Annotated in this window: 18 protein-coding genes; 6 read left to right on the top strand and 12 right to left on the bottom strand. The window is 59.8% G+C overall.

Annotation, left to right across the window (positions count from 1 at the left end):
- Positions 1-3: 3 nt before the first annotated feature.
- The 3 genes from AAF358_18210 to AAF358_18200 all read right to left on the bottom strand — a co-directional run bounded on the left by AAF358_18210 (position 4) and on the right by AAF358_18200 (position 5,936).
- The gene (locus tag AAF358_18210; GenBank protein MEM7707497.1) at positions 4-2,445 is read right to left on the bottom strand and encodes a serine/threonine-protein kinase; all 2,442 of its coding nucleotides are present in this window, start codon (positions 2,443-2,445) and stop codon (positions 4-6) included.
- 76 nt (positions 2,446-2,521) lie between these two features.
- Entirely contained in the window at positions 2,522-3,091 is a 570-nt protein-coding gene (locus tag AAF358_18205) for an ECF-type sigma factor (GenBank protein MEM7707496.1), read from the bottom strand.
- A 103-nt stretch (positions 3,092-3,194) separates the two neighbouring features.
- Positions 3,195-5,936: a hypothetical protein gene (locus AAF358_18200; GenBank protein ID MEM7707495.1), complete on the bottom strand. Its 2,742-nt coding sequence runs from the start codon at positions 5,934-5,936 to the stop codon at positions 3,195-3,197.
- Positions 5,937-6,086: 150 nt separating this feature from the next.
- Here AAF358_18200 and AAF358_18195 point away from each other — a divergent pair, with 150 nt between their 5' ends.
- Together AAF358_18195 and AAF358_18190 are read left to right on the top strand one after the other, a co-directional pair.
- Entirely contained in the window at positions 6,087-6,905 is an 819-nt protein-coding gene (locus AAF358_18195; GenBank protein MEM7707494.1) for a hypothetical protein, read from the top strand.
- A 230-nt stretch (positions 6,906-7,135) separates the two neighbouring features.
- Complete coding sequence (locus AAF358_18190) at positions 7,136-8,257, top strand: serine hydrolase domain-containing protein (GenBank protein ID MEM7707493.1); 1,122 nt, start codon at positions 7,136-7,138, stop codon at positions 8,255-8,257.
- A 39-nt stretch (positions 8,258-8,296) separates the two neighbouring features.
- On the opposite strand, the gene AAF358_18185 is transcribed toward AAF358_18190, so the two are convergent.
- Both AAF358_18185 and AAF358_18180 read right to left on the bottom strand, forming a co-directional pair.
- Complete coding sequence (locus tag AAF358_18185; GenBank protein MEM7707492.1) at positions 8,297-8,683, bottom strand: VOC family protein; 387 nt, start codon at positions 8,681-8,683, stop codon at positions 8,297-8,299.
- 22 nt (positions 8,684-8,705) lie between these two features.
- A complete protein-coding gene (locus AAF358_18180) occupies positions 8,706-9,149 on the bottom strand; it encodes a helix-turn-helix transcriptional regulator (GenBank protein MEM7707491.1) in 444 nt (147 codons plus the stop codon).
- Between the two features lie 216 nt (positions 9,150-9,365).
- Between AAF358_18180 and AAF358_18175 the strand changes: the two genes are divergently transcribed.
- Both AAF358_18175 and AAF358_18170 read left to right on the top strand, forming a co-directional pair.
- Complete coding sequence (locus AAF358_18175) at positions 9,366-9,956, top strand: cyclic nucleotide-binding domain-containing protein (protein ID MEM7707490.1); 591 nt, start codon at positions 9,366-9,368, stop codon at positions 9,954-9,956.
- A 58-nt stretch (positions 9,957-10,014) separates the two neighbouring features.
- A complete protein-coding gene (locus AAF358_18170) occupies positions 10,015-11,766 on the top strand; it encodes a CocE/NonD family hydrolase (protein ID MEM7707489.1) in 1,752 nt (583 codons plus the stop codon).
- A 120-nt stretch (positions 11,767-11,886) separates the two neighbouring features.
- On the opposite strand, the gene AAF358_18165 is transcribed toward AAF358_18170, so the two are convergent.
- The 6 genes from AAF358_18165 to AAF358_18140 all read right to left on the bottom strand — a co-directional run bounded on the left by AAF358_18165 (position 11,887) and on the right by AAF358_18140 (position 18,824).
- Positions 11,887-12,486, bottom strand: a complete 600-nt coding sequence (locus tag AAF358_18165; GenBank protein MEM7707488.1) for a class I SAM-dependent methyltransferase — start codon at positions 12,484-12,486, stop codon at positions 11,887-11,889.
- A gap of 109 nt (positions 12,487-12,595) precedes the next feature.
- Complete coding sequence (locus AAF358_18160; protein MEM7707487.1) at positions 12,596-13,333, bottom strand: ABC transporter ATP-binding protein; 738 nt, start codon at positions 13,331-13,333, stop codon at positions 12,596-12,598.
- A 12-nt stretch (positions 13,334-13,345) separates the two neighbouring features.
- Positions 13,346-14,608 (bottom strand): HlyD family efflux transporter periplasmic adaptor subunit, encoded by a 1,263-nt coding sequence (locus AAF358_18155; GenBank protein MEM7707486.1) that lies wholly within the window; start codon positions 14,606-14,608, stop codon positions 13,346-13,348.
- A gap of 3 nt (positions 14,609-14,611) precedes the next feature.
- Positions 14,612-17,215, bottom strand: a complete 2,604-nt coding sequence (locus AAF358_18150) for an ABC transporter permease (protein ID MEM7707485.1) — start codon at positions 17,213-17,215, stop codon at positions 14,612-14,614.
- Complete coding sequence (locus tag AAF358_18145; protein MEM7707484.1) at positions 17,212-17,547, bottom strand: PadR family transcriptional regulator; 336 nt, start codon at positions 17,545-17,547, stop codon at positions 17,212-17,214. Before AAF358_18145 ends, AAF358_18150 begins: the two co-directional genes overlap by 4 nt.
- A 593-nt stretch (positions 17,548-18,140) precedes the next feature.
- Entirely contained in the window at positions 18,141-18,824 is a 684-nt protein-coding gene (locus AAF358_18140) for a hypothetical protein (GenBank protein MEM7707483.1), read from the bottom strand.
- Between the two features lie 190 nt (positions 18,825-19,014).
- Between AAF358_18140 and AAF358_18135 the strand changes: the two genes are divergently transcribed.
- Positions 19,015-19,743, top strand: a complete 729-nt coding sequence (locus AAF358_18135) for an alpha/beta hydrolase (protein ID MEM7707482.1) — start codon at positions 19,015-19,017, stop codon at positions 19,741-19,743.
- 46 nt (positions 19,744-19,789) lie between these two features.
- Here AAF358_18135 and AAF358_18130 read toward each other — a convergent pair whose 3' ends face one another.
- Entirely contained in the window at positions 19,790-20,551 is a 762-nt protein-coding gene (locus tag AAF358_18130) for a DUF2490 domain-containing protein (GenBank protein MEM7707481.1), read from the bottom strand.
- Between the two features lie 187 nt (positions 20,552-20,738).
- Here AAF358_18130 and AAF358_18125 point away from each other — a divergent pair, with 187 nt between their 5' ends.
- On the top strand, positions 20,739-21,905 hold the full coding sequence (locus AAF358_18125; GenBank protein ID MEM7707480.1) for an iron-containing alcohol dehydrogenase: 1,167 nt from the start codon (positions 20,739-20,741) through the stop codon (positions 21,903-21,905).
- Positions 21,906-21,951: the final 46 nt, after the last annotated feature.

Here is a 21,951-nt window from a genome sequence, read left to right as displayed (position 1 = left end):
AGCCTACCGGCGAGCGGCGAGCAAGCTTCGAACGTGTTCAGCCGCTGCTCGATCAGCGTCGGACGTCAGATGTGGCTCAGCCGCCGTCAGGTGCTGGGCTGACGCGGCGAACTCGCCGCGTTGGGCCTGGCACAAAGCGAGCTGCACACGCGATTGATTTACTCGTCTCTCTTCGTCGCTGAGTTCGGTGAGGCGGATTTTGAGCGCGTTTTCCAGGCGCCCGCAGGATTCGTCGAGTTTGCCCTGCCTCAGCAGGACCTCACCCAAGGCATGCTCGGCTCCAGCGGTGACCAGATGATCGGCTGAATAGGTGTTGGCCATCACTCGGTAGGTTTGTCGCCAGTAGTCTTCGGCTTGGCCCAGCTCGCCCTCGTCCTCGGCAACTCGGGCGAGAAATCCCAACGTGAAAGACATGCGTGGGTGGTCTTTTTCGTAAATGGCCTGCTCGCGGTCCAATACCTCGAGCAGCAGTTCCCGTGCTCGGATATTTTTGCCGAGGCTCCACTGCACCACCGCCAGGTTGCGCAGCGTGTCCAGCGTCGACGGATGTGACGCCCCCAGTCTGGGCTCCTGGATCTTCAGCGCAAGCTCGTAGTAGGGGGCGGCCTGTTCAGCGAGCCCCTGCCGATGCAGCACAATGCCGTAATCCCCTCTGGACATCGCCAGCGACAGATCGTCTTCCGGCAGCAGCCGTTCCCGAAGCTCAAGCGCCTGGCGGTAGTGTTCGCTGGATTCGGCGGTCTTGCCGTATTCCGCGTAAGTGTCCCCGAGAGAACTGTGGGTTTGGGCCACGGCGACGGACTGCTCACCAAACGTTGCGACGCGAATCGTAAGCACCTCGCCCAGGAGCGCCAGTGCCGGCTCAAACTCGCCGGCACCGCGCAACGCGGCGGCGCGCGCCTCAAGAAAATCGGCGTGGTCAACGGTCGGCTGTGGAAGCTCAGATCGCAGCTGCGCTGCCTGGTCAAATTGGGCGATCGCCGCGTCGAACTCGCCCAGCGTTGTGTAAATCCGCCCCAGCGCCTCCTGCATGTCGGCCTTAAGCGTATCCTGGTTGTCCAGCCTTGCGGCGAGCTGATCAGCACCGCGATCAACCATTGCTCGAATCGACAGCGGCTGGCCCTGCGTGACACCCGGTGAGGCGTACTCAAACAGATCGGTCATAAAGCGCGCCATCTCGGCCGCCTTGGCCGCCTCCAGGCGCACCGCGTCGCGCTCGAGCTCTATCTGACGGGCCTGCCAGGTCATACTTGCGCCCCAGCCGAACAGGAGCAAAAACACGAGTGTGGCTCCGGCGGCCGCCCAGCGATGGCGAGCGACAAACTTGCGAGCGCGATATAGCTTTCGCCCGGCTCGGGCATCCACCGGCAGCCCCCGCAGGTAATGATCGAGATCACGGGAAAAGTCTTCGACCGAGGAGTAGCGCACGGCGGGATCTTTGTCGAGCGCCCTGAGGACAACCGCATCGAGGTCGGGCGACAGGTGTTGGCCAGTGTTTTTTGCCACCCGGCTCGGTCGGGGAGGGAGCTCTTCCAGCATTCGGCGCTGCCAGTCGAGCGGCGTGGTGTTTGCGGCGGCGAACGGGCGTTCGCCCGTGAGGAGTTCGAACAGCAGTAGACCTAACTGGTAGACATCTGACTCCCGGCTCACCGGCTGCCCCTGGATTTGTTCCGGGCTGGCGTACTGTGGGGTTAGAACCCGCGCATCGGTGACGGTTTCTGCGTCTCCCTGATTGAGCTGCTTGGCGATCCCAAAATCCAACAGGCGAGGGTTGCCATCGGGCTCAACGAGGATATTCGCGGGCTTGATATCGCGATGGATGACGCCCAGGCGATGAGCTGCCGCCACGGCCCCCATCACGTCCCGAACCAGAGCGATCCGCTGAGGAACGGTTAGCCCGTTCGCTTCGCAGAATCTATCGATGCGTTCGCCGGGGGTGTACTCCATCGCCAGCCACGGCCGGCCGTCTTCGGTTACGCCGCCATCCAATAGTCTTGCAACGTGAGGGCTGGTTAGCTGCGCAAGAATCTGACGTTCACGCTCAAAACGATCCAGGAGATCTCCGCGGATGAGCCCTGGCCACATAATTTTGATGGCCACCTCCTGATCGTAGAGCCCGTCGGCACGGCGCCCCAGGAAAACCTGCGCCATCCCTCCGCGACCTACTTCACGAACCAGCAGATAAGCCCCGACACGCTTGGGCTCGGGGTCGCGACCGCGGGTCAAATCCTCGACCAGCTCGTCCCCTAGGTCTCCCGCAAACGCGCCGCCGCGGCTGATGAACGTGGATTCCTCATAGGCTGCCTTCAATAACGTGGCAAGCTGCTGGCGCAGGCTCCTGTCTTCCACGGAACTCACAAAATCCTGCTGCTGGTCTTTGGGTAGCGCTAGCGCCTGCTCCAGGAGCGGGTTCAGCGTTTGCCAGTCGTCGAATACGGTTGACATGCTCTTGTTTCTAGCGGGATCAGTTGGCCTACAGTAGTTATCGAATTACGGCCGCAATTCCGCCACGACCGACGTTTCAGGCTTCGCCCCGATCCAGCCGCGCACGCAGCCATGCCTTCGCTCGCATCCAGTCTCGTTCAACGGTTCGGACGGAAACCTCCAGGACGTCGGCGGTTTCCTGAAAGCTGTAGCCGCCAAATACCCGGCACTCCAGCAGTTTGACCAGCCGCGGATCTCTCTCGCTGAGTTCGGTTAGGGCGCCGTCGACATTGAGCCAGAAGGCTGCAAGATCGGGTGTGCCGGCCAGCTCCTCGTCGAGCGGCAAAGGGGCCTCGCCGTCGTTGCGTTTCGCGGCGCTGCGGGCACGCAAATGATCAACCAGGAGGTTGCGCATGGCGCGCGCAGCCAGCGCATAAAAATGGCCGCGGTTGTTCACCGCTCGGGGATCCTGTGAAGCGATCTTGATGTATAGATCATTCACCAGGCCGGTGGTGTTCAGGCCGTTCCCGCCCATGCCGCGCAGCTGGCGGCTGGCTATTTTCTTCAGCTCACCGTAGACCAGCGGCATAAGCTCACTCAGCGCAGCGGAGTCGCCATCGCCGTAGCGGGATAACAGGGCGGTGATATCTGGGCCCGACGCAACCATGAGAAAACTATAGCAGGCTTATGTGACTCGCAGACGGGGCTCAGCGGGAGCCGGGTCACAATGGGTGCCGGGCCACCGATGGTTGGTGGCCCGGGTTAGTGGTCTATTCGAAGCTGTCGCGAAAGATCTCAGGATCTGGTGGCGGCAAGCTGTCGTTCGTAACGGCGAAAATGGCGTCAAGGTGATTGTCGTCTTGCGTGACCTCAGGTTGCCGCGTCGTTAAGGTGACGGTGATCTCGGCCTCCTCAGACTCAGGGCTGGGTCGAGCGAGAAATCTCAGCACGTGCCGGTTGCCCGAAAAGAGCTGGAGATTCAGGTTGCACAGCAGGTCGTGCTGATTTTGATTGGTGCAAGACCAGAGAGAGGTTGTGCCGCTTGCCACCCCAAGGAATTCCAGGTCAGTAAACGAGTCGGCACCGCTCACGGTCAAGGAATCGACCTGATTGGTTCGTCCCACGTTATCGACAATCAGCCGCAGTTCCGTTCCCTCGGTTGAAAGTGTGGCGGGTGCCGGTTGCTGGAGGTCGACCGACGCGTTGCTAAGAACGATAGTCCCGACTGGGTTTTCATAAGCCCCAGCATCGTAGACTCGCAACGGATCGCCGAGGCCACTGTCCACCGGTCGGGGTTGGCTTGATAGGTCTACTAAGTGTTGCAGCTGAAGCTCCGGCGCCAGGGCGCAGCGATCGACCGGGAGCGAGCCTTCTTCCAGCCGCAAATCGCCCTGAACGAGGTTCTCGAACGGGTCGAAGTCCGGGTCGAGCTCGATGTAGTCTTCCACGGAACGATCGATCGAACTTCCGAGCACGCTGGACTCTTCGAGGGGTGCCGGAAATGCCGAACAGTGAAAGTCGAGAGCGTTGAAGCGCTGCGATAGGGAGCTACCGAATAGCGGTCGTCCGAGGATATAGAAAAGAGAGTTGTGGAGCGAGAATTCGGCGCCACCGGTATAGCCGAAGAGAGAGTCTCCCACCGCGGCAATGAAAGGTTGTACCGCGACGGTGGAGTGGCGCATTTCCAGACGGCCGCCGGAACCCACATTGATGGCATAGCGGGCACTATCTCCCGCATCTTCGAAGAAAGCTGAATTGATCACGCTTGCGTCACCGTGTCTGACCGACAGCGAACTGGCGTTCAGTACAAACACGTTGCTGCAGACGTAGCCCTGGTTTCGGGCGAGGTGAACCCGGTCCAACGTCAAACGATGGCGCTCATGGAGCTGGTGAAACTTGAACGTGCCCGCATAGAGCGCTCCCTGACCCGAGATGCAGCTGTTGTTGCTGTAGGCTGATACATCGCGGCCGGTTGCGTGATTCTGCGTGACCTCACCGGCGAGCAGCTCCGCTTCACCATTAACCGTTAGCGCCAATGCGGCTCCGATTGGCGCCCGGTTGTCATGCATTTCAAAGTTCTGGAGCCGAACTCGTCCGTTCTGAACCTCGATTGCGCCGCCAGAGGCACCGAGTTCCCGAAAGCGGGGCGGAACCGGGTTCTCGACCACGTCCCTGAAGCTGCCATCGCTATCACGCTGCTGGCTGACGCGATTGCTGAACAGGCGGACAGCAATGTTTTGGTCGACGTCGCCAAGGGTAACGTTGGACCGACGGGCAAACAGACCACCGCCGGCATGCAAATTGGCGTTGTCAGTTACCGCCAGCGGATCGCTGAAGTCATCGTTGACGGCGTTGTTTGCCACCTCAATAGCGTAATTGGAACGGGTCGTGTCATGGGTTAGCGTGCAGTCAGAAAGGAACACGCCGCCACCCGCCCGGGCCGCTCGGTTCGTTTTGATGTTGGACTGACCTAGCATCAAGATGCTTCGAGTGCCGTCTGGCGCCTCGCAGTAAACTCCACCACCATCACCTCGGGCAGCCGAATTGGCATTGATGTTGCCCTGCCAGTAACCCGAGGAGTCACCGAGGTAGATGCCGCCGGCCTGCTGTCCTGCGTCGTTGTTAAAAACAGTTCCGCCGCGCAGGTCCATGGTGCTGTGCCTGAGAAACAGGCCCCCACCAGTGAATTCCTCCGCCTCATTGCTGTTGATAAAAACGCCACTACCGGACACGTCACAGTTCGATGCAAATACGCCACCGCCCGAGCGTTCCGCAATATTGGATTCAATCATGACCTGGCGCAGGTTGATGAAAGACCCGCCGTCACAGTAGATACCCCCACCATGCGTAGCGGTATTGCCTGAGAGGTGGCTGCGGGTGGCTCGACGCGTGTCGCCGGCGGCCAAAAAAGTCTCCGTGTCGGCGGAAAACGCCGGCGGGTTGGTGTCGTCATAGCTCAACAAACGAGCACCGTTAGTCAGATGAACCGCCCCACCGGTGATAGCGAAGTTGTCTCGGATGATGACGTTTCTTAGATACAGGTCGATTGGCCCGTCAGCAAGGATTCCGCCACCTCGGCCGCGTTCCGGTGTATCCCGCCGACCCGAACCTTCGATGATCAGGTTATCCAGTACGATCGTACGACGCGGCCCGGTTGGATCGGCCTCGATCGTGAAGCCTCTGCCGATCACGATATCGACCACGGTTGGCACGTCCAGTTGTTCTGGGTTGTCGTTATCTAACGACCCGGACGCCCACCCTCCAGAAATCAGTGCGTCCACGTCCCGCAGAAAAATTGGGTTCCCGATCGCGTGCTCTGAGGCTCCCAGAATGTATTCTGCGCAGCGATTTTCCGTGAGCGCAGTCCTGATACCACGGGGATCACCGAGCAGCACGTGATCGGCACCCGGGTCGTCGGCGTCACACTGGACCGCGTAGCTAATGGGGTGTTGTAGGCAAAAAAACAGCGTGCAAACGGCTGCTGCCAGGCTTAACGTTCTTCGATCGTTCATCAATCTTCTCCAGACTCAAATAGCTAGCCGCCGATAACGTTTCGGCGATCTCAGGCTGTGAATCGAATTGGAGAGACAAAACCGCCAATTGATGATGAAATTTCCTGCGACGGACTTGAAATCGCCAGGCCAGACACTTAGCTCAGATCCATGAACGTCTCTTACGACTTCTCCTTCTTTTTCGCGTTATTTTTTGTGTTTGTGCCGGTGACGCTCGTCCTTCTAACCCGTCGGGTTCGGGGCTGGCGTAAGGTGCTCTGGGCGTTTCTCGCGCTGCTCTTTTCCTGGCTGGCCTGTGCGGCGCTGGTGATGCTGGTGCCGCCGAGCCCCGAAAGTGAGGACCGGCGGACGCCGTGGCAGCAGCGAACCTGGGTCGTGGCCGTGCTGGCGATGCTGACTGTCTCAGGACCCTTAAGCGGCCTGTGGCCGCGCGAACCGCTGAAGGCCCCGCCCATTCATGCCGGCCGCTCCGCGGAATCGGCCTATGACGTGATCGAGAACCAGAATTACGTTTCTCGAATCCACGATGCCCTCGAGGACAAGCACGGCGCCTGGCTCGGGTGGCACCGCTTCTTTACCTTGCTGCTCGTAATCCAGAAAGACCGATTCATGACCGGAACGCCCTACGTTCGGGTGGTATTCCCCGACAACAGCAAAATCCAGTACAACATCACGCAGATTTCCACCGATCGGTTCGAAATGGCCTTCGACAGCGCGGCTGATGCTGCGGGCAATCGGATTTACGACCGCCAAGACGCCGAGCAATATCGCTGGAGCAGGGGGCGCTTGATCGACGACAGCCATGTCGCACGCTTTGTGGCTTATCTTTCCGGTCTCGCAATCAACGTGACCAATGAAGCCGTTGCGGGCGAACCGGCGCGGTGGGAGTGTCCGGGACCGCAGGACACGATGAGTTGCCGCATTTTCTCAGACCGGGCGCCCCGGCAGTCGGCGTTGACGACTCCTTAAACCCTCTGCTTGCCTCACGCTGAATTCCAGCGCGGCGATTGTCTGATCTGTCTGGGCAGATGTCCTGTCGCTGCTTCGCCTGTTGCCAGACGCTGAACCCTAAAGGAAAACCGAACGACGTAAGGATATCCGCTCGATCCTCGTCCACTTAGCGGGTACGAGATTGCCAGTCAGCAGCTGCGCTGAAAGTGAGGCAATCCCGACAACCAGCAAACGGAAGGAGGACAACCATGAGATTTCCACTAACGCTACCTGCGGTAGGCCGCATTTGTCGATCGTTGGCAACGGTATTCCTGGGCTCGCTGGTCGTCGCCACAGCGCCTTTCGCTGAACCAGAGCGGACGCCCGCAACGACCGACTTCCTGCTGCGAGTTGAGGCGCTGCGTAAGGAACATCGCATCCCCGGTCTGTCCCTGGCGGTGGTAAAGGATCAATCGCTCCTGCTGGCGGCAGGCCTGGGGTGGGCAGATCTCGAGAACGCAGTGGCTGCAACGGCCAGCACGCCCTACAACGTTGCGTCGGTGACAAAACCTATTTCCGGTGTTGCGATCATGAGGCTGGTGGAAGACGGTCTCGTCGAACTGGATCGGCCGATTGGCGAATACAGCCGGTGGTCGGAATTCTGCGCAAGCTTCAGCCAGCAGCCTTCAGTTTTTGCACGCAATCTCCAGTGTGACCCCGCCAGCCACACGCTCCGCCACCTGCTTTCCCACACCGCTGCCGGCGTTCCGGGCAGCGCTTTTTCCTATAACCCGGTGGTCTTCTCCTGGGCCTCACGGCCGGTGATGGCGGCGGCGGGAAAACCGTTTTCGACGCTGGTTGCCGAACTGGTGCTTACCCCGGCCGCAATGTTGGAATCCGCCCGGCAGCACCGTGCGCTGCCGCTCCCGGAACGCCTCGCCCAAAAGCTGGCCCCGCCCCATCGCATCGACGAGACCGGGCAAATCATTCCGGCTGATCCACCACCCCCTCAGGGAGACGGCGCGGCCGGCGGCATCATCGCAACAGTTTTGGACTTAGCGCGATTCGATATGGCCCTGGACCGCGGTGAGCTGATTTCGGACCGTTCGCGCGCGGCGATGTTCCAGCCAACGCCATTTACCGGTGGTGGAACGGCGCCGTATGGCATCGGTTGGTATGCCCAGGACTATAAAGGGCTTCAGCTGATCTGGCACGCCGGCTGGTGGGACCAGGCATACTCGGCTCTTTATCTCAAGATCCCCTCGATCGGGCTGACCATGATCGCATTGGCCAACTCGGAAGGCCTTTACTGGGGCAATCCACTCGACCGAGCTGAGGTCCAAAACGCGCCGCTTGCACAGCTGTTTCTAGCCTCGTTCGTCGGGAAATAAGAATCCGGCGGCCAAGATGCGCTTGGCCGCCGACGAACGTTACGACTTGGGCTGGTAGATCTGAATCAGATTGCCACAGGTGTCCACAAACACCGCAAAGGTCACCTCGCCGGCATCCGTAGGGCCGGTGGTAAACGCCACGTCGAGGTCAGTCAGGCGCTTGACCTCACCCTCCAGGTCATCGACCTCAAAGGCGGTCATCGGAATACCCTGTTTGAACATGGCTTCCTGAAAAACCCGGGCGTCGGGATTGGCGTTGGGTTCTAAGGCAAGCTCAGCGTCGCCGCCTTCGGGTGATGCAACGGTGATCCACCGAAACTCCCCGACAGGAAAGTCCTGGCTCTTTTTGAACCCCAGGATGTCGGTGTAAAAGTCGAGCGCCTTTTGCTGGTCATCAACAAAAATGCCGTTCAGTTTGATCTTCATGCGAGGCTTCCTGCTTGGTGAGTTAGCCTATTTCAACCGGTTCGGTTGGGTCGTCGCTTCTTAAAATTTGCGAATTGTGCGTTTGAGCCGCGTTCATCAGCGTGATGCAGCCCGGCGACAGCGATTCGCCAGAGCCCGTAAGCGCTTTTCGAAACGCTGAGGGCGGCCGGCCAAACCGTTGCGAAAAAAGGGCGCTAAAACTGCCCAGGCTGGAAAACCCTACCATCATGCAGATGTCTGTGATGGAGTGGTTTTCTTCGACCAGGAGGCGCTTGGCGCAGTCCAGGCGCATCCGTGTGCGGTACTGAACAGGCGTTTCCCCGAACACCGCTTTGAACTGGCGAATAAAGTGATAACGCGACAAAGCGGCGTCGCTGGCAATCTCATCGATGGACAGCGCCCCATCCGTATCGCGAAGCTGGTCACGGGCCCTGCACAGTCGAATTAGTCGTTCTTTGGTGAGCATGGAAGCGGTTGACACCCAGCGTGGAACGAACTCTAGTGTACCTTCCGTTGTGGCATGTGTTTCTTCTTTTTGGGCTGGGTTGCGTGTGGTGCCGAGTTAACCTTGGTTCAGGACTGAATCTTGATCGATCTCTAAGCTGCCAAGCTTGAGCGCGTTTTCATAGGCGAAAACATGGCCCTGGAAGAACCCCAAAATCGGAGTGCGATAAAGAAGCCATTGGCTGCACTCCTCAGTGACATGGCCCGCTTGGGCATAGCGCTGAGCGATGCCGACTGGGTGGGTCTGGCGCCACAATTCGACGTCGTTCAATTTGCGCCTGACGAAGTGATCGACCGGCAGACTGAAATCGCCGAGCGATGGTTTTTTATCACCCAGGGGATAGCGGCATCGCGACAAACCCATCTTGACGGGCAGATTTCGATTGCCCGATTTTTTGAAAAGGGCCAGGTCTGCGCGAACCTGACCAGCGCGTGGACACAGCAATACGCCGCCGATGACCTGATCGCATTAACCGAGCTGGCGGCGGTTGCCATCCCCGACACGCTGTTTCGCAATGAATTTATCGGCGGTGGTGAGCTTGGACGTTACCTTCGGCTCAAAGCGATGGAGACCCTTTGCTTTGATAAGGAGGTGTTGTCCGCAAAGAGCCGCGTCGATACGGAAATCCGCTATCAATTCTTGGAGCGGTACCACGAAGCGGTTCTTGATCGCGTTCGCCAGCGCGATATCGCGGCGTTTCTTGGCATCACGCCACAGGGTTTCAGTCGGTTTAAGAGAAGGCGTCGGACAGCGCTTAACCCGAGTTAAGCTGAACCCACGGGAGTTGTCATAAGCTTTCGCAGCAACGTCGTGGAGGCAACCGCTGATGGGAAAGCTCGATACGCTAGGGGCCGCGTGGCCCATGCTGAAACGCGCGCTGCGCAGCCGCCAGTTCTTCCGGCCTCAGTGCGAACTCTACGAACCTGACCCCGACATCGAGTCGCACTTTGACGTACCGATTGAGGTGCCAGGCGGCTTTGAGCTGACCGCCAATATCTTTCGCTCGCGATCGGCCGGTGATGCCGCGCGCCCGACCATCATGTGCGCACATCCCTATGACAACCGAAAAATCAGCGTATTGGGAAACACACCGTTTGGCGGCCCGCCGTCGCAGTATCGGTTGATCCCACAGGCCGGTGCACGGCCGAGGTTCTCCACGCTGACCAGCTGGGAGTCTCCGGATCCGGGCTTTTGGGTGCCTGCCGGCTACAACCTCGTAAACCTAAACCTGCCGGGCTTTGCCAATAGCGGCGGACCACCCACCATCCTGTCAGAGCATCAGGGTCAGACATTCCGTGATGCGATTGCCTGGGTTGGAGAGCAACCGTGGTCCGACGGAGGCGTTGGCCTGTGCGGTGTGAGCTTTCTTTGTATTAGCCAATACCTGGCGGCCGCCGTCCCTGACGGTCAAAAGCTTCCGAATGCCCTCAAGTGCATCATTCCCTGGGAGGGCGTTTCAAACCTCTACCACGATCTGGTTTGTCGCGCTGGCGTCGCCGACATCGGTTTTCTGGATTTCTGGTGGCACACCGAGGTGAAGGAATCGATGAACGTGCCTCTTGAGGAATATCTGGCGATTGAAGAGGCGATTCCCCCGAAGATTCTGGATCGCCATCCGATGTATGACGACTATTGGCGGGCAAAAGCACCGCCGCTTGAGAACATCACTGTGCCGATGCTTGTCGGTGCATCATTTTCTGATCACGAGCTGCACACGATGGGCACTTTTCGTGCGTACGAAAAGGCGAGCAGCGACAAGAAATGGCTGTATACCCATCGAAACGGCAAGTGGGCCGAGTTCTACTCGCCGGAATGCCTCGAGCTTCAGCGGCAGTTTATGGATCATTTTTTGAGGCAGGTCGAAAACGACTTTGCGGAGGCGCCCTACATTCGGCTTGAGGTTCGATCGGATCGCGAAACGATCAAAGAGGTGCGCCGTGAGCGTGAGTGGCCATTACCACACACCGAGTACGAGCGCCTCTTTCTCACGTCAGATGGACTAGCAAACGATGAATCCAAGTCGTCGGCAGAGGTCTCTTACGACGCCCAGAATGGCCAAGCGCGCTTCGAAATGGTTTTCGATGACGACACCGAACTGTCTGGCTACATGATGTTGAAAGTGTGGGTTGAGGTCAGGCCGGCAGCGGCCGGCCTGCCGAGTCCGCAGGATGTGGCCCTTTGTGGCTATGTGGATAAGCTGGACAAGACGAGAGCTCCGATTCGCTTTAACGGATCGGTGGGTAGCGAGGAGGACGTTCTGACGCGCGGCTACTGCCGCGCTTCCCGCAGAGCGCTCGACGTCAACGCCTCCAAGCCATGGTTACCCATACCGGCCGGAGACTCTCATTTGCCGCTGAAACCCGGCGAAGTGGTGCCGCTTCATTTCGCGTTTTGTCCGAGCAGCACCTTCTTTTATGCGGGCGAGGGACTCAGGCTGACGGTGAGTCCGCGCGACACGGTTCACGCACCGATCTTCCAAAAGGTCACGTCGGACAACAAGGGCCTACATGTCCTGCATTTTGGCGGCGCATATGACTCCTACCTGCTGGTTCCGCGAATCCCAGTTGCTCCACCCTAGGGAATGTAAATCGCGGAGAGAGCCTTGTCGTTACTTGGGGAAACGTAAAGTGAGTCTGAGTGACCCGCGTTCGCTTACCGCACGGACTCTGTCTTACGTATCTCTTCTCGGCTCGTTTTGTCAGAGTCGCCGGAAAGCCAGTTTCGACCACGTCACCTCGGCTTTCTCTGCGATCAGACTCGGCTGGTTTAGAGATGAAACAACGGTTTCGAAGCCGAGGCTCCCGGCCAGCTCAATGGTTTCCCCGCTGTCGGTGGGAATAACGTGCGCTCCCACACCTGCAGGACCATTCCGCAGCGACAGCGCCAAAATGCCGCCCGGGGACGTCAGCTCGGAGAGTCTGGACATGGCGCTTATTCGTTCGTCGGCAGTCAGATGGTGCCACACTGCCGACACCAGGATGAAATCATAGTCTTCGTCAGGCTTATCGAGTCGTCCCAGCTTTGGCAGCGAGTCTACAACCCATCGGATCTTCGCCTCGCCGTAGGTTCTTTCCGCCACGTCAACGAACTGGAGCAGGGGCTCAACCGCCGTCACCACATGGCCTTTTTCAGCCAGCACAGATGCGTCGCGACCAATGCCGGCGCCCACATCCAAAATTCTTCCCGGGGCTTTCGGCAGCAGCGGTAGGTAGGGCGCATGAAGTTCGGCGAAACTGACCCGTTCCGTGGCCGCCACAAAACGATCCAACGCAGCGGCGTACCCTGTGACTCCCCTCACCGACTTCAATCAACTGTGCCGGGGGCGGTGGCAGTCACGCTGTTTCGTACCATCAGCTTGCGCAGCGGTGACCCGCTGCTGAGGAATAACCCGTTTGATCGCCAAACGATCAACCCGCCGCAACCGAGACGAAACCTCGTTGCTGAAGCTCAAGCGTTACGTCCGCGGATTTGATAAGGCGGCCATCCAGAAGATATTCAATCCGGCCGGCGCGTCTCGCGCACGCGGGATCATGGGTGACGATAACGATGGTGGACCCGGTGCGGTGAAGCTCGGTTAGCAGGTCGAGCACTTCTTGGCCGCTGTCCATATCCAGGTTACCCGTCGGTTCGTCCGCCAGGAGGACGGCGGGATTGCCTGCGATAGCGCGTGCCACCGCAACCCGCTGCTGCTGCCCCCCCGATAGCTGCGACGGGTAGTGACCGGACCGATGGGCCATCCCGACACGTTCGATCGCTTCCTGGACCCGCAGCCGCCGAATTTTTTCGCTCATGCCTCGGTACGACAAGGGAAGCTCGACGTTCTCGAAGACTGTTAGATCGCCGAGGAGGTTGAACGACTGAAAGATAAATCCAATCTTGCGATTCCTAATCACGGCTCGCTCGCCAGCGCTCATGCCGATCGTGTCCTCGCCGTCAAGCTGGTAGCCGCCGGAATTCAGGGTGTCTAGCAGGCCCAGGACCGAAAGCAGGGTGGTTTTGCCGCCGCCTGAAGGCCCGGCGATGGCGACGAATTCGCCGCGGTCGATCCGCAACGAAACGCCGTCGAGGGCGCTGGTTTCGACGGTTTCCGCGGAGAAAACGCGCACCGCATCGTCAAGTGAAATCATTGGTCGATTGGTATTCATAGCGAGTCCGTTTTACCTGGCTGCAGAAAGATTGCGCTGGCTGTTACCAGCTTGAGACAACACGATTTGATCGCCTGCCGATAGCCCACTTTTCACTTCGATACGATCACCCGCAACGCGTCCAAGGCCTACGACCACCGGCTCAACCACTTTTTCATTGAGCCGATATAGCTGTGCCGACGTTTGTGGATCGACGCCGACCGGGCGGGTAACAGACAGTACGTTTTCCAGGCGATCCAGTTCGATGTAGCCCTGAATGCTCAGGTCGTTACGAAGCGTTTCGGGCGCTGACTCAAGATCAATATCTACTGTAATGGTGCCTGCACTCACCGCAGGATCGATTCGGCTGACAACTCCCTCAAGCTCGATACCGCGGGCATTCAGCCGGGCGGCGAGGCCGGTTCGTAAAGCCGCAGCGGCGCTTTCGGGCACCTGCAGTCGCGCAATCAGCTCGCCCGGCTCGACTACCTCCGCCAGCGCGATGCCCTCGGCGAGCCATTGTCCGGGCTGGACGGGCAGGGTCTTCAGCACCCCGGTCACTGTGCTTCTGATTTGCAGGGAGTCGACTACCTGGTCCTGGAAATCTTTGAGGCGCTCCAGCTGTACGACACGCGTCCGCTGCTGCTGGACCTGAGCGCCGGCGGATGCGGCCGCGGCGTGCGCTCGCTTTTCTTCGACGCTGAGCAGAGTCTCCAGAGCCTCAACCCGTTCCTCCAGCCGGAGGATCTCGATTTCCGGAAGTACGCCGACCCCCAGGGACCGGCTGGCTTCCGCGCGACGTCGCGCGTCCTGCAGCTCAAAGGCCAGCTCGTGGCGAACCTTTTCGCGTTCGAGCGCTCGGGTTTCCAGCTCGCCCATGAGCTCGGACAACTCCGCCTGGGCCATCTGCAGGTCTTGCCCGATTTCGAGCTGCCGACGTTTTTCGCTCAAATTTTCCAGCGTGACAATCCGTGTTCCTGGCTTCAGGGCGTCTCCTACCTCCAGGTGCCGCTCCACGACCTGGCCTGCGATCAGCGTAGATACAACGCGCGTGTTGGCCGGATGAAGCGAGCCCGCTGCCGCGACTTCCCAGGTGAGTGTTCCCCGCGTCACGGTATCCGTCCAGAGTTCGTCTCGGTCTACTGCTTCCTTGACCAGGAACAGGTTGATGCCGGCCCAGACAAACAGCCCCAGCGTCAGTCCACCAAGCAGCGTCATGGCGATCCAGCCGGCAGGCTTGCTGACGGTGGCGATTGACCGCTGACGCGGGCGATCCATGTTCCAATCAGCCTTCACGGTTCAGTCCTGGCGCAGCGCCAGCGAAGGGTTTGTGTTGGCCGAGCGAATCGCCGAGGGTGTTGCTGCCAGCGTTGCCAGCGCCAGAATCAGCAGGGCGCTCGTCACAATGACAAATGGGTCGCGGATCGACGTGGTATGGACTAGCTCCTGGAGCCATACAAGACCGGTCAACACCACGATGACGCCGACCAATATTCCCGCGAGGCAGGCCAGGAGTGTCTGCGACTGAACCCACATCAGCGCTCGCAGCGGCGTGAGCCCTAGGGCGATTCTGATGGTGGTTTCGCGTTGCCGTCGCTTGACGAAATACGCCGTTGTGCCATACAGACCGATCATCGCGATAGCGATGGCTGTGGCCGCGAAGATTGTCAGCAGCGCCAGGACAAATCGTGCCGGCCGCAGGGCATCATCAAGTTTTGCTGTTACGGTTGACGCCAGCGACATAGATTGGCCAGGGGACAGTTCCCAGATCCTGTCTTGCAGCGACGCCAGGGCCTTCTCTGGGTCGCCGACAGCAGTCGCAATCACGGACATGCCACCCACCCGCGCCTGGGCATTCGGCACGTAGATGGTGGCCTGAGGCGGCTTAGCGGGTCCTGCGTCAAGCACATCCCCGACAACCCCAACAATCGTCCAGGCTTGGGGACGCCCCATGACGCCAAACCGAAGCTGCTCGCCCAAGGGCGAGGCTTGCGCAAAATATTTGTCGGCAAACGACTGGCTGATCACGACGACCCGACGAGCGTCGAAATCGTCGTCAGTGGAAAAGTTGCGTCCGTCGACCACCGGGATAGCCAGCACGTCGAAATACGCCGGAGAGATCGCATTGGTTGCCGCGCGCACCCCGTTGCCGGCGCGGCCGTCAAGAATCTCCACGCCCTCCAGGGAATACAGTGCCGGCATCAAGGGCATCGCGCTGCCGGTTGCCACCGAACCGAGTTCGGGTAATGCCTTCAGCTGAGTGATTAGATCCTGTTGAAAGGCGCTGCGCGCGGCCGGGTTGGGATGCAGATCATAAAGAAACAGCTCGACAGCGACACGGTTTTGATCGGCGAAGCCGAGGTCGGTATCCAGCAGTCGCTGCAGGCTCTGGTGCAGCAAGCCCGCGCCCGCAATCAACAGCATCGCCAGACATATCTGCATGGCGATGAGCCCCTGCTGGACGCGGATCGTACGTTTGCTGCGGGTCGCCTGCGCAGCGGTCATGCGCATGGCCGATGCCAGCCCGTGGCCCGTCAGCCGCACCGCGGGAAGCACCACGGAGATCAGCAGCGTGAGCAGCGCAAGACCTGCCAGAGCGAGCACTAGTATCGGGCCCCATTGAAAAGTGCCAAGGTCAGCGAGAACGGTTGGCGCATTGGGTGCAAGTAACTTCAGTATGCCGGCGGCCAACCCCAAACCCAGCGCAAAGCTGATTAGCACCGGAATCAGGTTCTCAATCGCAAGCTGCCGAATGAGCTCGCCTCGCCTCGCGCCCAGCGTAAAACGGGTCGCTAGCTCCGGGGCACGGCTGAGTCCTCTGGCCATGGCCAGTGCCCCGACGTTGGCAAAAACGATGCCCAGTAGGCACAGGCAGGAAACCAGCAGGGCCTTGGCGATTTTTTGCTCCTCGCCGAGCAGATGGTCGCGCAGCGGCACCAGCAGCGTCATCCAGCCACTGTTGGTGACCGGATGGTCCGTGGCCAGCTGCTGGGCGATGTTGCGCATGTCGGCGGCGCTGGTTGCCAAACTCACACCCCGCTGCAGGCGCCCGACGACCGTCAGGTAGTTACCTGATCTACTGGCGGCTTCCCCGGGACCCATATCCATGGGAATCAGCGCTTTGCCGCCTCTCAGGTCCGGCGTTGCGGGGTCGAGGACTCCGATGACCTGCGTCGGCCTACCGTCGAGCTCGATCGTTTTTCCGACCAGAGTTTGGTCCGCGTCAAAACGCGTCTGCCAGGTTGACCATGACAGGATGACCGCCGGTTCAGCGCCGGGCAGGAAATGACTCTCGTCAAAGCGGCTGCCGAGCCGCATCCTGACTCCTAGCGCTTGAAGGTAGTCAAGGGTGACTCTTGAGGTATCCAGAGAAACCGTTCGATCTCCCTGCCGCAGATCAAGCCCAAAAGGTGCTGCAGCGCCCAGTACGGCAAAGCCCGACTGCCTGTCGACCCAGTCGAAGAAATTGCCGGGCGATGCCCCTTCGGGTTCCGAACTCTGCTCGGCATTCATCTCATGAACAACGACAACCCGCGCGCTGTTGGTGTAGTCGAGCGGCGCAATGAGAATCTGATGAGCGACCATGAGTACGGCGATGCCTAGCCCGATGCCGGCGGTAAGCACTCCGATCAACGTCAACGCGTAGCTAGGTTCGCGAAACAGCTGGAGCAAGCCGATCCACAGCTCTTTACAGCGCTGGCGGATCCAGTAGGTACGAGCCTGGGCGCGCATCTCTTCGCGCACGGCCTCGACGCTGCCGAAGTCTAGCTGGGCCTTCCTTTGAGCATCCTGGCGAGACATGCCGCGACGCATGTTGGCGTCGGTTTCGAGTTCAAGGTGAAACTGGATCTCATCGTCCAGCTGCTGATCCAGATCGCCTCCGGTCCGCCAGCTGAGCATCATGCCGGGCTCCCTGCGAGCACCAGATCGACCCCGGCCGTGAATCGACGCCAGCGCTGCGTCTCGCTTTCCAGGTGAGCGTGTCCGGCTTTACTGAGACGGTAGAACTTCGCCCGGCGGTTGTTTTCAGACGTCCCCCATTCGGATTCGATCCACCCCTCCTTTTCCAGCCGATGAAGGGCGGGGTAAAGGGAGCCCTGGGTGACTAGCAACACATCATTTGATCGCAGGCGCAGCGTTTGGGCGACGCCCCAGCCGTGTTGTGGGCCTTCGCTCAGCACGTGGAGCACCAAGAGATCCAGGGTGCCCTGGAGCACTTCGTCTTTTTTCTTCATGTCGACAAACTACAGGAGACTCTTGTCGAACGTCAAGGGGAAGTATCATTGTCATAGGCAAACAGAAACGGCTTTGTGAACCAAATCTTCGACCAAAATCGGGAGAAGCAATCTTTGTCTGCTACTAAATACCTGTTCTTTGCAGTGCTTTTCGTGCTGCTTAACTCTTGCGCGCCGAGAGGCGAGCTCGGAAAGCATTACATTACGTGGAGCGTCGGCCTCGTAGGATCTGGAATAGCCGATGCGTCCGTCGACTCCCAGTTGTACCTGCGAGACGTCCGGTCTGCCTTGATGGAATCTCTTAGTGATGAGATGCGCCGATACGGGACCCGAGATCTGGACAAAATCGTCTGGATCGAGTTCCAAATCGACGAGACGGGCGGTATCGATGGCGTAGAGATCGTTCGGAGCGATTCTGGCGCTTTCGTGGCGACTCTATGCGAGTCGGCTGTGCGCAGAGCCCGAAAGCCGCCGGTGATGCCTGCGGCAGTCGCCGCTGAGTTGGGCAGTCCGTTGGAGCTAGTCGCCGTGTTCGAGTTTAATCGTCCCGAGACTTGAGAGTTACGCTTCGCCCATTCGACTCGCTGCGCTCGTCACATCGACGGTTCAACCGAGGCGCTGGCGTGCAGGCGTCCGTGGCGGCCCAGATCGCGCTGATATATCTCCTCGATCGAGGCGTAGGCAGCTCCTGCGCTGGTTTCGGCGCTGGAAAGAACGAGGCGCAGTTCGCTGAGGCCTCGGAGTTTTCGATCGATCTGCAGGCTCATGCGGCGCGCCACCAGAAAAAACACGCCAGCAGCCAGGGGCAGGGGAAGTAGCTGTGCGAGTACCAGGGCGCTGGCGATCCGCGGATCAAGCTCCTTCACTTGGGGCACCTCCATCCCGATCAGAAACAGCATAACCACGGTGTAGATCACCACCAGGATAGACAATACCGTTACGACACCCAACGCGCGCTTCAGTGCACTGAGCCGGCCGGTTGTCAGATGCCCGAGATCATTCAGCTCGTCCAGTAGCGAATCATTGCGACTCACCCAAATGGGGTTTTGCACGGTTCGGTAAGCCAGCTGAAGAGCCGTGTTTTGCCCGGTTTCCTTGTGTCGAGCAACGGCCTCCAGCAGCTCCTGCTTGAAGCGCTCCAGCGCGTTGAGGCGCGCGGCGATCCGCTCGATACGTAGCGGCAGCTCGCGCGCGTAGATTCGCTCAAAAAACGCGACCGCGATATGCAGGGCGAAGCCGATCTCAAAAAGGCTGTTGAACTGGATCAGATCTACCATCCGCGCGAGCGTGCCTTGCGAGCAGGGTTGCGTCAACCGTCGGCTGGACGCATTGATTGCGGCTCATCGAAGTCATTCGTCATTCAGCCATCATCAGCGCGGGAACTGGTCAAAGATTGTGCTAATTTGGCGCCGCTGGATTTTGTCTTAAGAGGGCTCAAGCGCGTGCGAGAGCCAGCTAGGGAGAAGGATGGTGGCGGCCAATTCGGCAACCGATAAACCCAGCATGCTCTGTATCGCAGGCTTCGGTGACAACGCGAGCATGTACGACGGGTTGCGCGATACCGAGCTCGCCGATCTTTTCCGGATCTTGCCTCTGGATTTGCCCGGATTTGGCCGCCCGGCAGCAAGCGGGAGAACGACGCTTCAGTCGCTGGCTGACTTTGTCGTTGAGCAGGCAAAAGCCAGCAACGCTGAGCTTATCGTGGCGCATTCGGTTGCCTCGATTATCGCCTCGCTGGCGACGACTCGAGCTGACAGTCCCCTGCATACGGTTGTTTCGCTGGAGGGCAATCTGACGGCTGAAGATGCCTATTTTTCTGGCAGTGCCGGCGATTTTTCCGAGCCGCAGGCGTTTCGCGAGGCTTTCCTGGAACGTCTCGGGCAACTGGCGGCGAGCACACCGGAGGTCGCCCGCTATCGTGAGCAGGTCGCCCAGGCTGACCCAAAAGCACTGTGGGAGCTGGGCTGCAACGCGCGCTCGTTTTCCGAAAGTCAGCATCCGGGGGAGCTCCTGGCGTCGGCCCCCGCTGCGGTTTATCTATACAACCCCGACAACCTATCCAAACCCTCGCAGGCCTGGTTGGCTTCTCGGGGATTGCCGAGGCTGGTGCTTGACCATGCGACGCACTGGAAAAGTGTGGACCAGCCAGCGCTGCTAGCAGGCAAAATTGTCGAAGGCCTGCGGCTGGCGGCGTGATTCCAGCGGGCTGCGGATGGCCGCGTCGCGGCCACCTCAACAGGCACTAAAAGGAATGATGAAGGCTCAACTGCAGCTGGCCTTTGCCCAGATTGTCCGTTTCCTGGTGCATGTACCCAAATTGCAGGCGCAGCTTGTCGCGCAATGAATAGCCCAAGGCTGCGTAGGTACGATTGCGGTCGAAAAGACTGACCTTGCGGCCACCACCGATATCCCGCTCGCCGTTGATGAAGATCTCATTGTAGAACGACGCGTAGATGGCCCCCTCCTTCAGGTTGTCACCGTTCAGCGGAACATCGGCAAAAATGGCGTAGCGGAGCCGAGACCGGAAATCCTGACCAGAAACCCAGCGTTGTTCCAACCGGAAGCGATGTCGAACATACCATCGGTCGGAAAACCGCTGGGAGATTAACGCTTCTTGATATACGCGGTGCTCATTGGAGTCCCGGTCGCTCGGTCCAAACTCCCCGCTGGTGATATTGCCGTAACCCAACGTCAAGAGAATGTTGGGTCGACTTTGCGGCCGATAGGTCAGGCCCTGACGGATCAGAAGCTGTTCGAGATCAGAACCCACGTCAAACTGACGATACTGAATGTCACCCTGCAGCCCCCACGGACCTTCGCCAAACTGGGTGTTCCAGAAATACATGGACCAAAGACCAGTCTGGCCTTCGTCGACTTGAGCGTGGGCCAGCGGCAGCAAACCCAATAGGCCAGCCAACAGTAAGGTAATGCGGATCAAGGGAGTCTCCTTATTTTCGCCGATCATACTGGAACAAAGAGGATTTGAGAGGGTGACGATCGTCATCCGATATCCTAAGTGTTCAACGGTGCAAATGAATGGCCACTAAACGCCCTAGCCAAATGAAGGCTCGGGTCGGCGATGGTCGATGTGTTTTGGGTATAGCGCTATGAGATTCCCAACGAGCTGATGACCTCGCCGACCGCTCGTGGCAAGGTGTCGATCATCTGAGAAACCACGCGAAGTAGACCTCATGAAGTCCTTTACCATCAATACCGTCGCGCGCACGGTCAGCGGCGCCGGCGAGGCGCTGAAGCTGGCAGAACACTGCCGCTATCTTGGCGCAGAGAATATTCTGCTGGTGACGGACCCAGGGCTGGTCTCGCTCGGCCTCATCGAGCCGGTGCACAAGGCGATCCGTGCGGCGGGTATCGGCGTTGAGCTATACGCCGACGTCACCGAAGACCCGCCAGAGTCGGTGGTGTTTGCCGCGACCGACGCAGCCCGTGCCGCGAACGTTGAGGCTGTTGTCGCCGTTGGTGGTGGAAGCTCCATGGATGTCGCAAAGCTCGTCGCCGTGCTGCTGGCCGGCAGCCAGCCGCTGCAGGAGCTTTATGGTGTCGATCAGGTCCGCGGCGGCCGGCTGCCGCTGATTCTGGTTCCGACCACGGCAGGCACCGGCTCCGAGGTGACGCCGGTGTCGGTGATCACGACTGGCGAGACCACCAAGGCGGGCGTGAGTTCACCGGTGCTGCTGCCCGACGTCGCCGTCCTGGATGCCGACCTGACGCTGGGATTGCCGCCTCACATCACGGCCATGACCGGTGTGGACGCGATGGTGCACGCCATCGAGGCGTACACGTCCAAGCGCCTCAAAAATCCGGTTTCCGACAACCTTGCCTGCAACGCGCTTCGACTGCTGGCGACAAATATTCGTACCGCCGTGCGCGACGGCCAGCAGCGCGATGCCAGAGCGGCGATGCTCCTCGGCGCCATGCAGGCAGGGCAGGCCTTTGCTAATGCGCCGGTGGCCGCCGTTCACGCGCTGGCGTATCCCCTCGGCGGGCACTTTCATGTTCCCCACGGCCTCAGCAACTCGCTGGTGCTGCCGGGAGTGCTGCGGTTCAACCTGCCCGATGCCTACGGCGCTTACGCTGAGCTGGCCGACATTGTGGTGCGCTGTGCTGGTGGAGTCAGACCCAGCGGCAGTGATGAAGCCCGCGCCCAGGCCCTGATCGACGCCCTCGTCGGCCTGATCGACGAGATCGAACTGCCGGCCCGCCTGTCGCTCGCGGGGGTCAGCGAGGACAGCCTTGAGCGCCTGGCCGAAGACGCGATGCTGCAGCAGCGACTGCTGATCAACAACCCGCGTGAGGTTGTCTACGAGGACGCGCTGGCGATCTACCGCGCGGCCTACTAGAACTCGAAACACGAACCGGGACATCGCGCGGCCCTTAATCTGCGCC

This window comes from Pseudomonadota bacterium (assembly GCA_039033415.1).
Taxonomy (GTDB): domain Bacteria; phylum Pseudomonadota; class Gammaproteobacteria; order Xanthomonadales; family SZUA-38; genus JANQOZ01.
The sequence above is the reverse complement of the archived record's forward strand: the minus strand, read 5'-3'. Positions and strand labels throughout refer to the sequence as shown.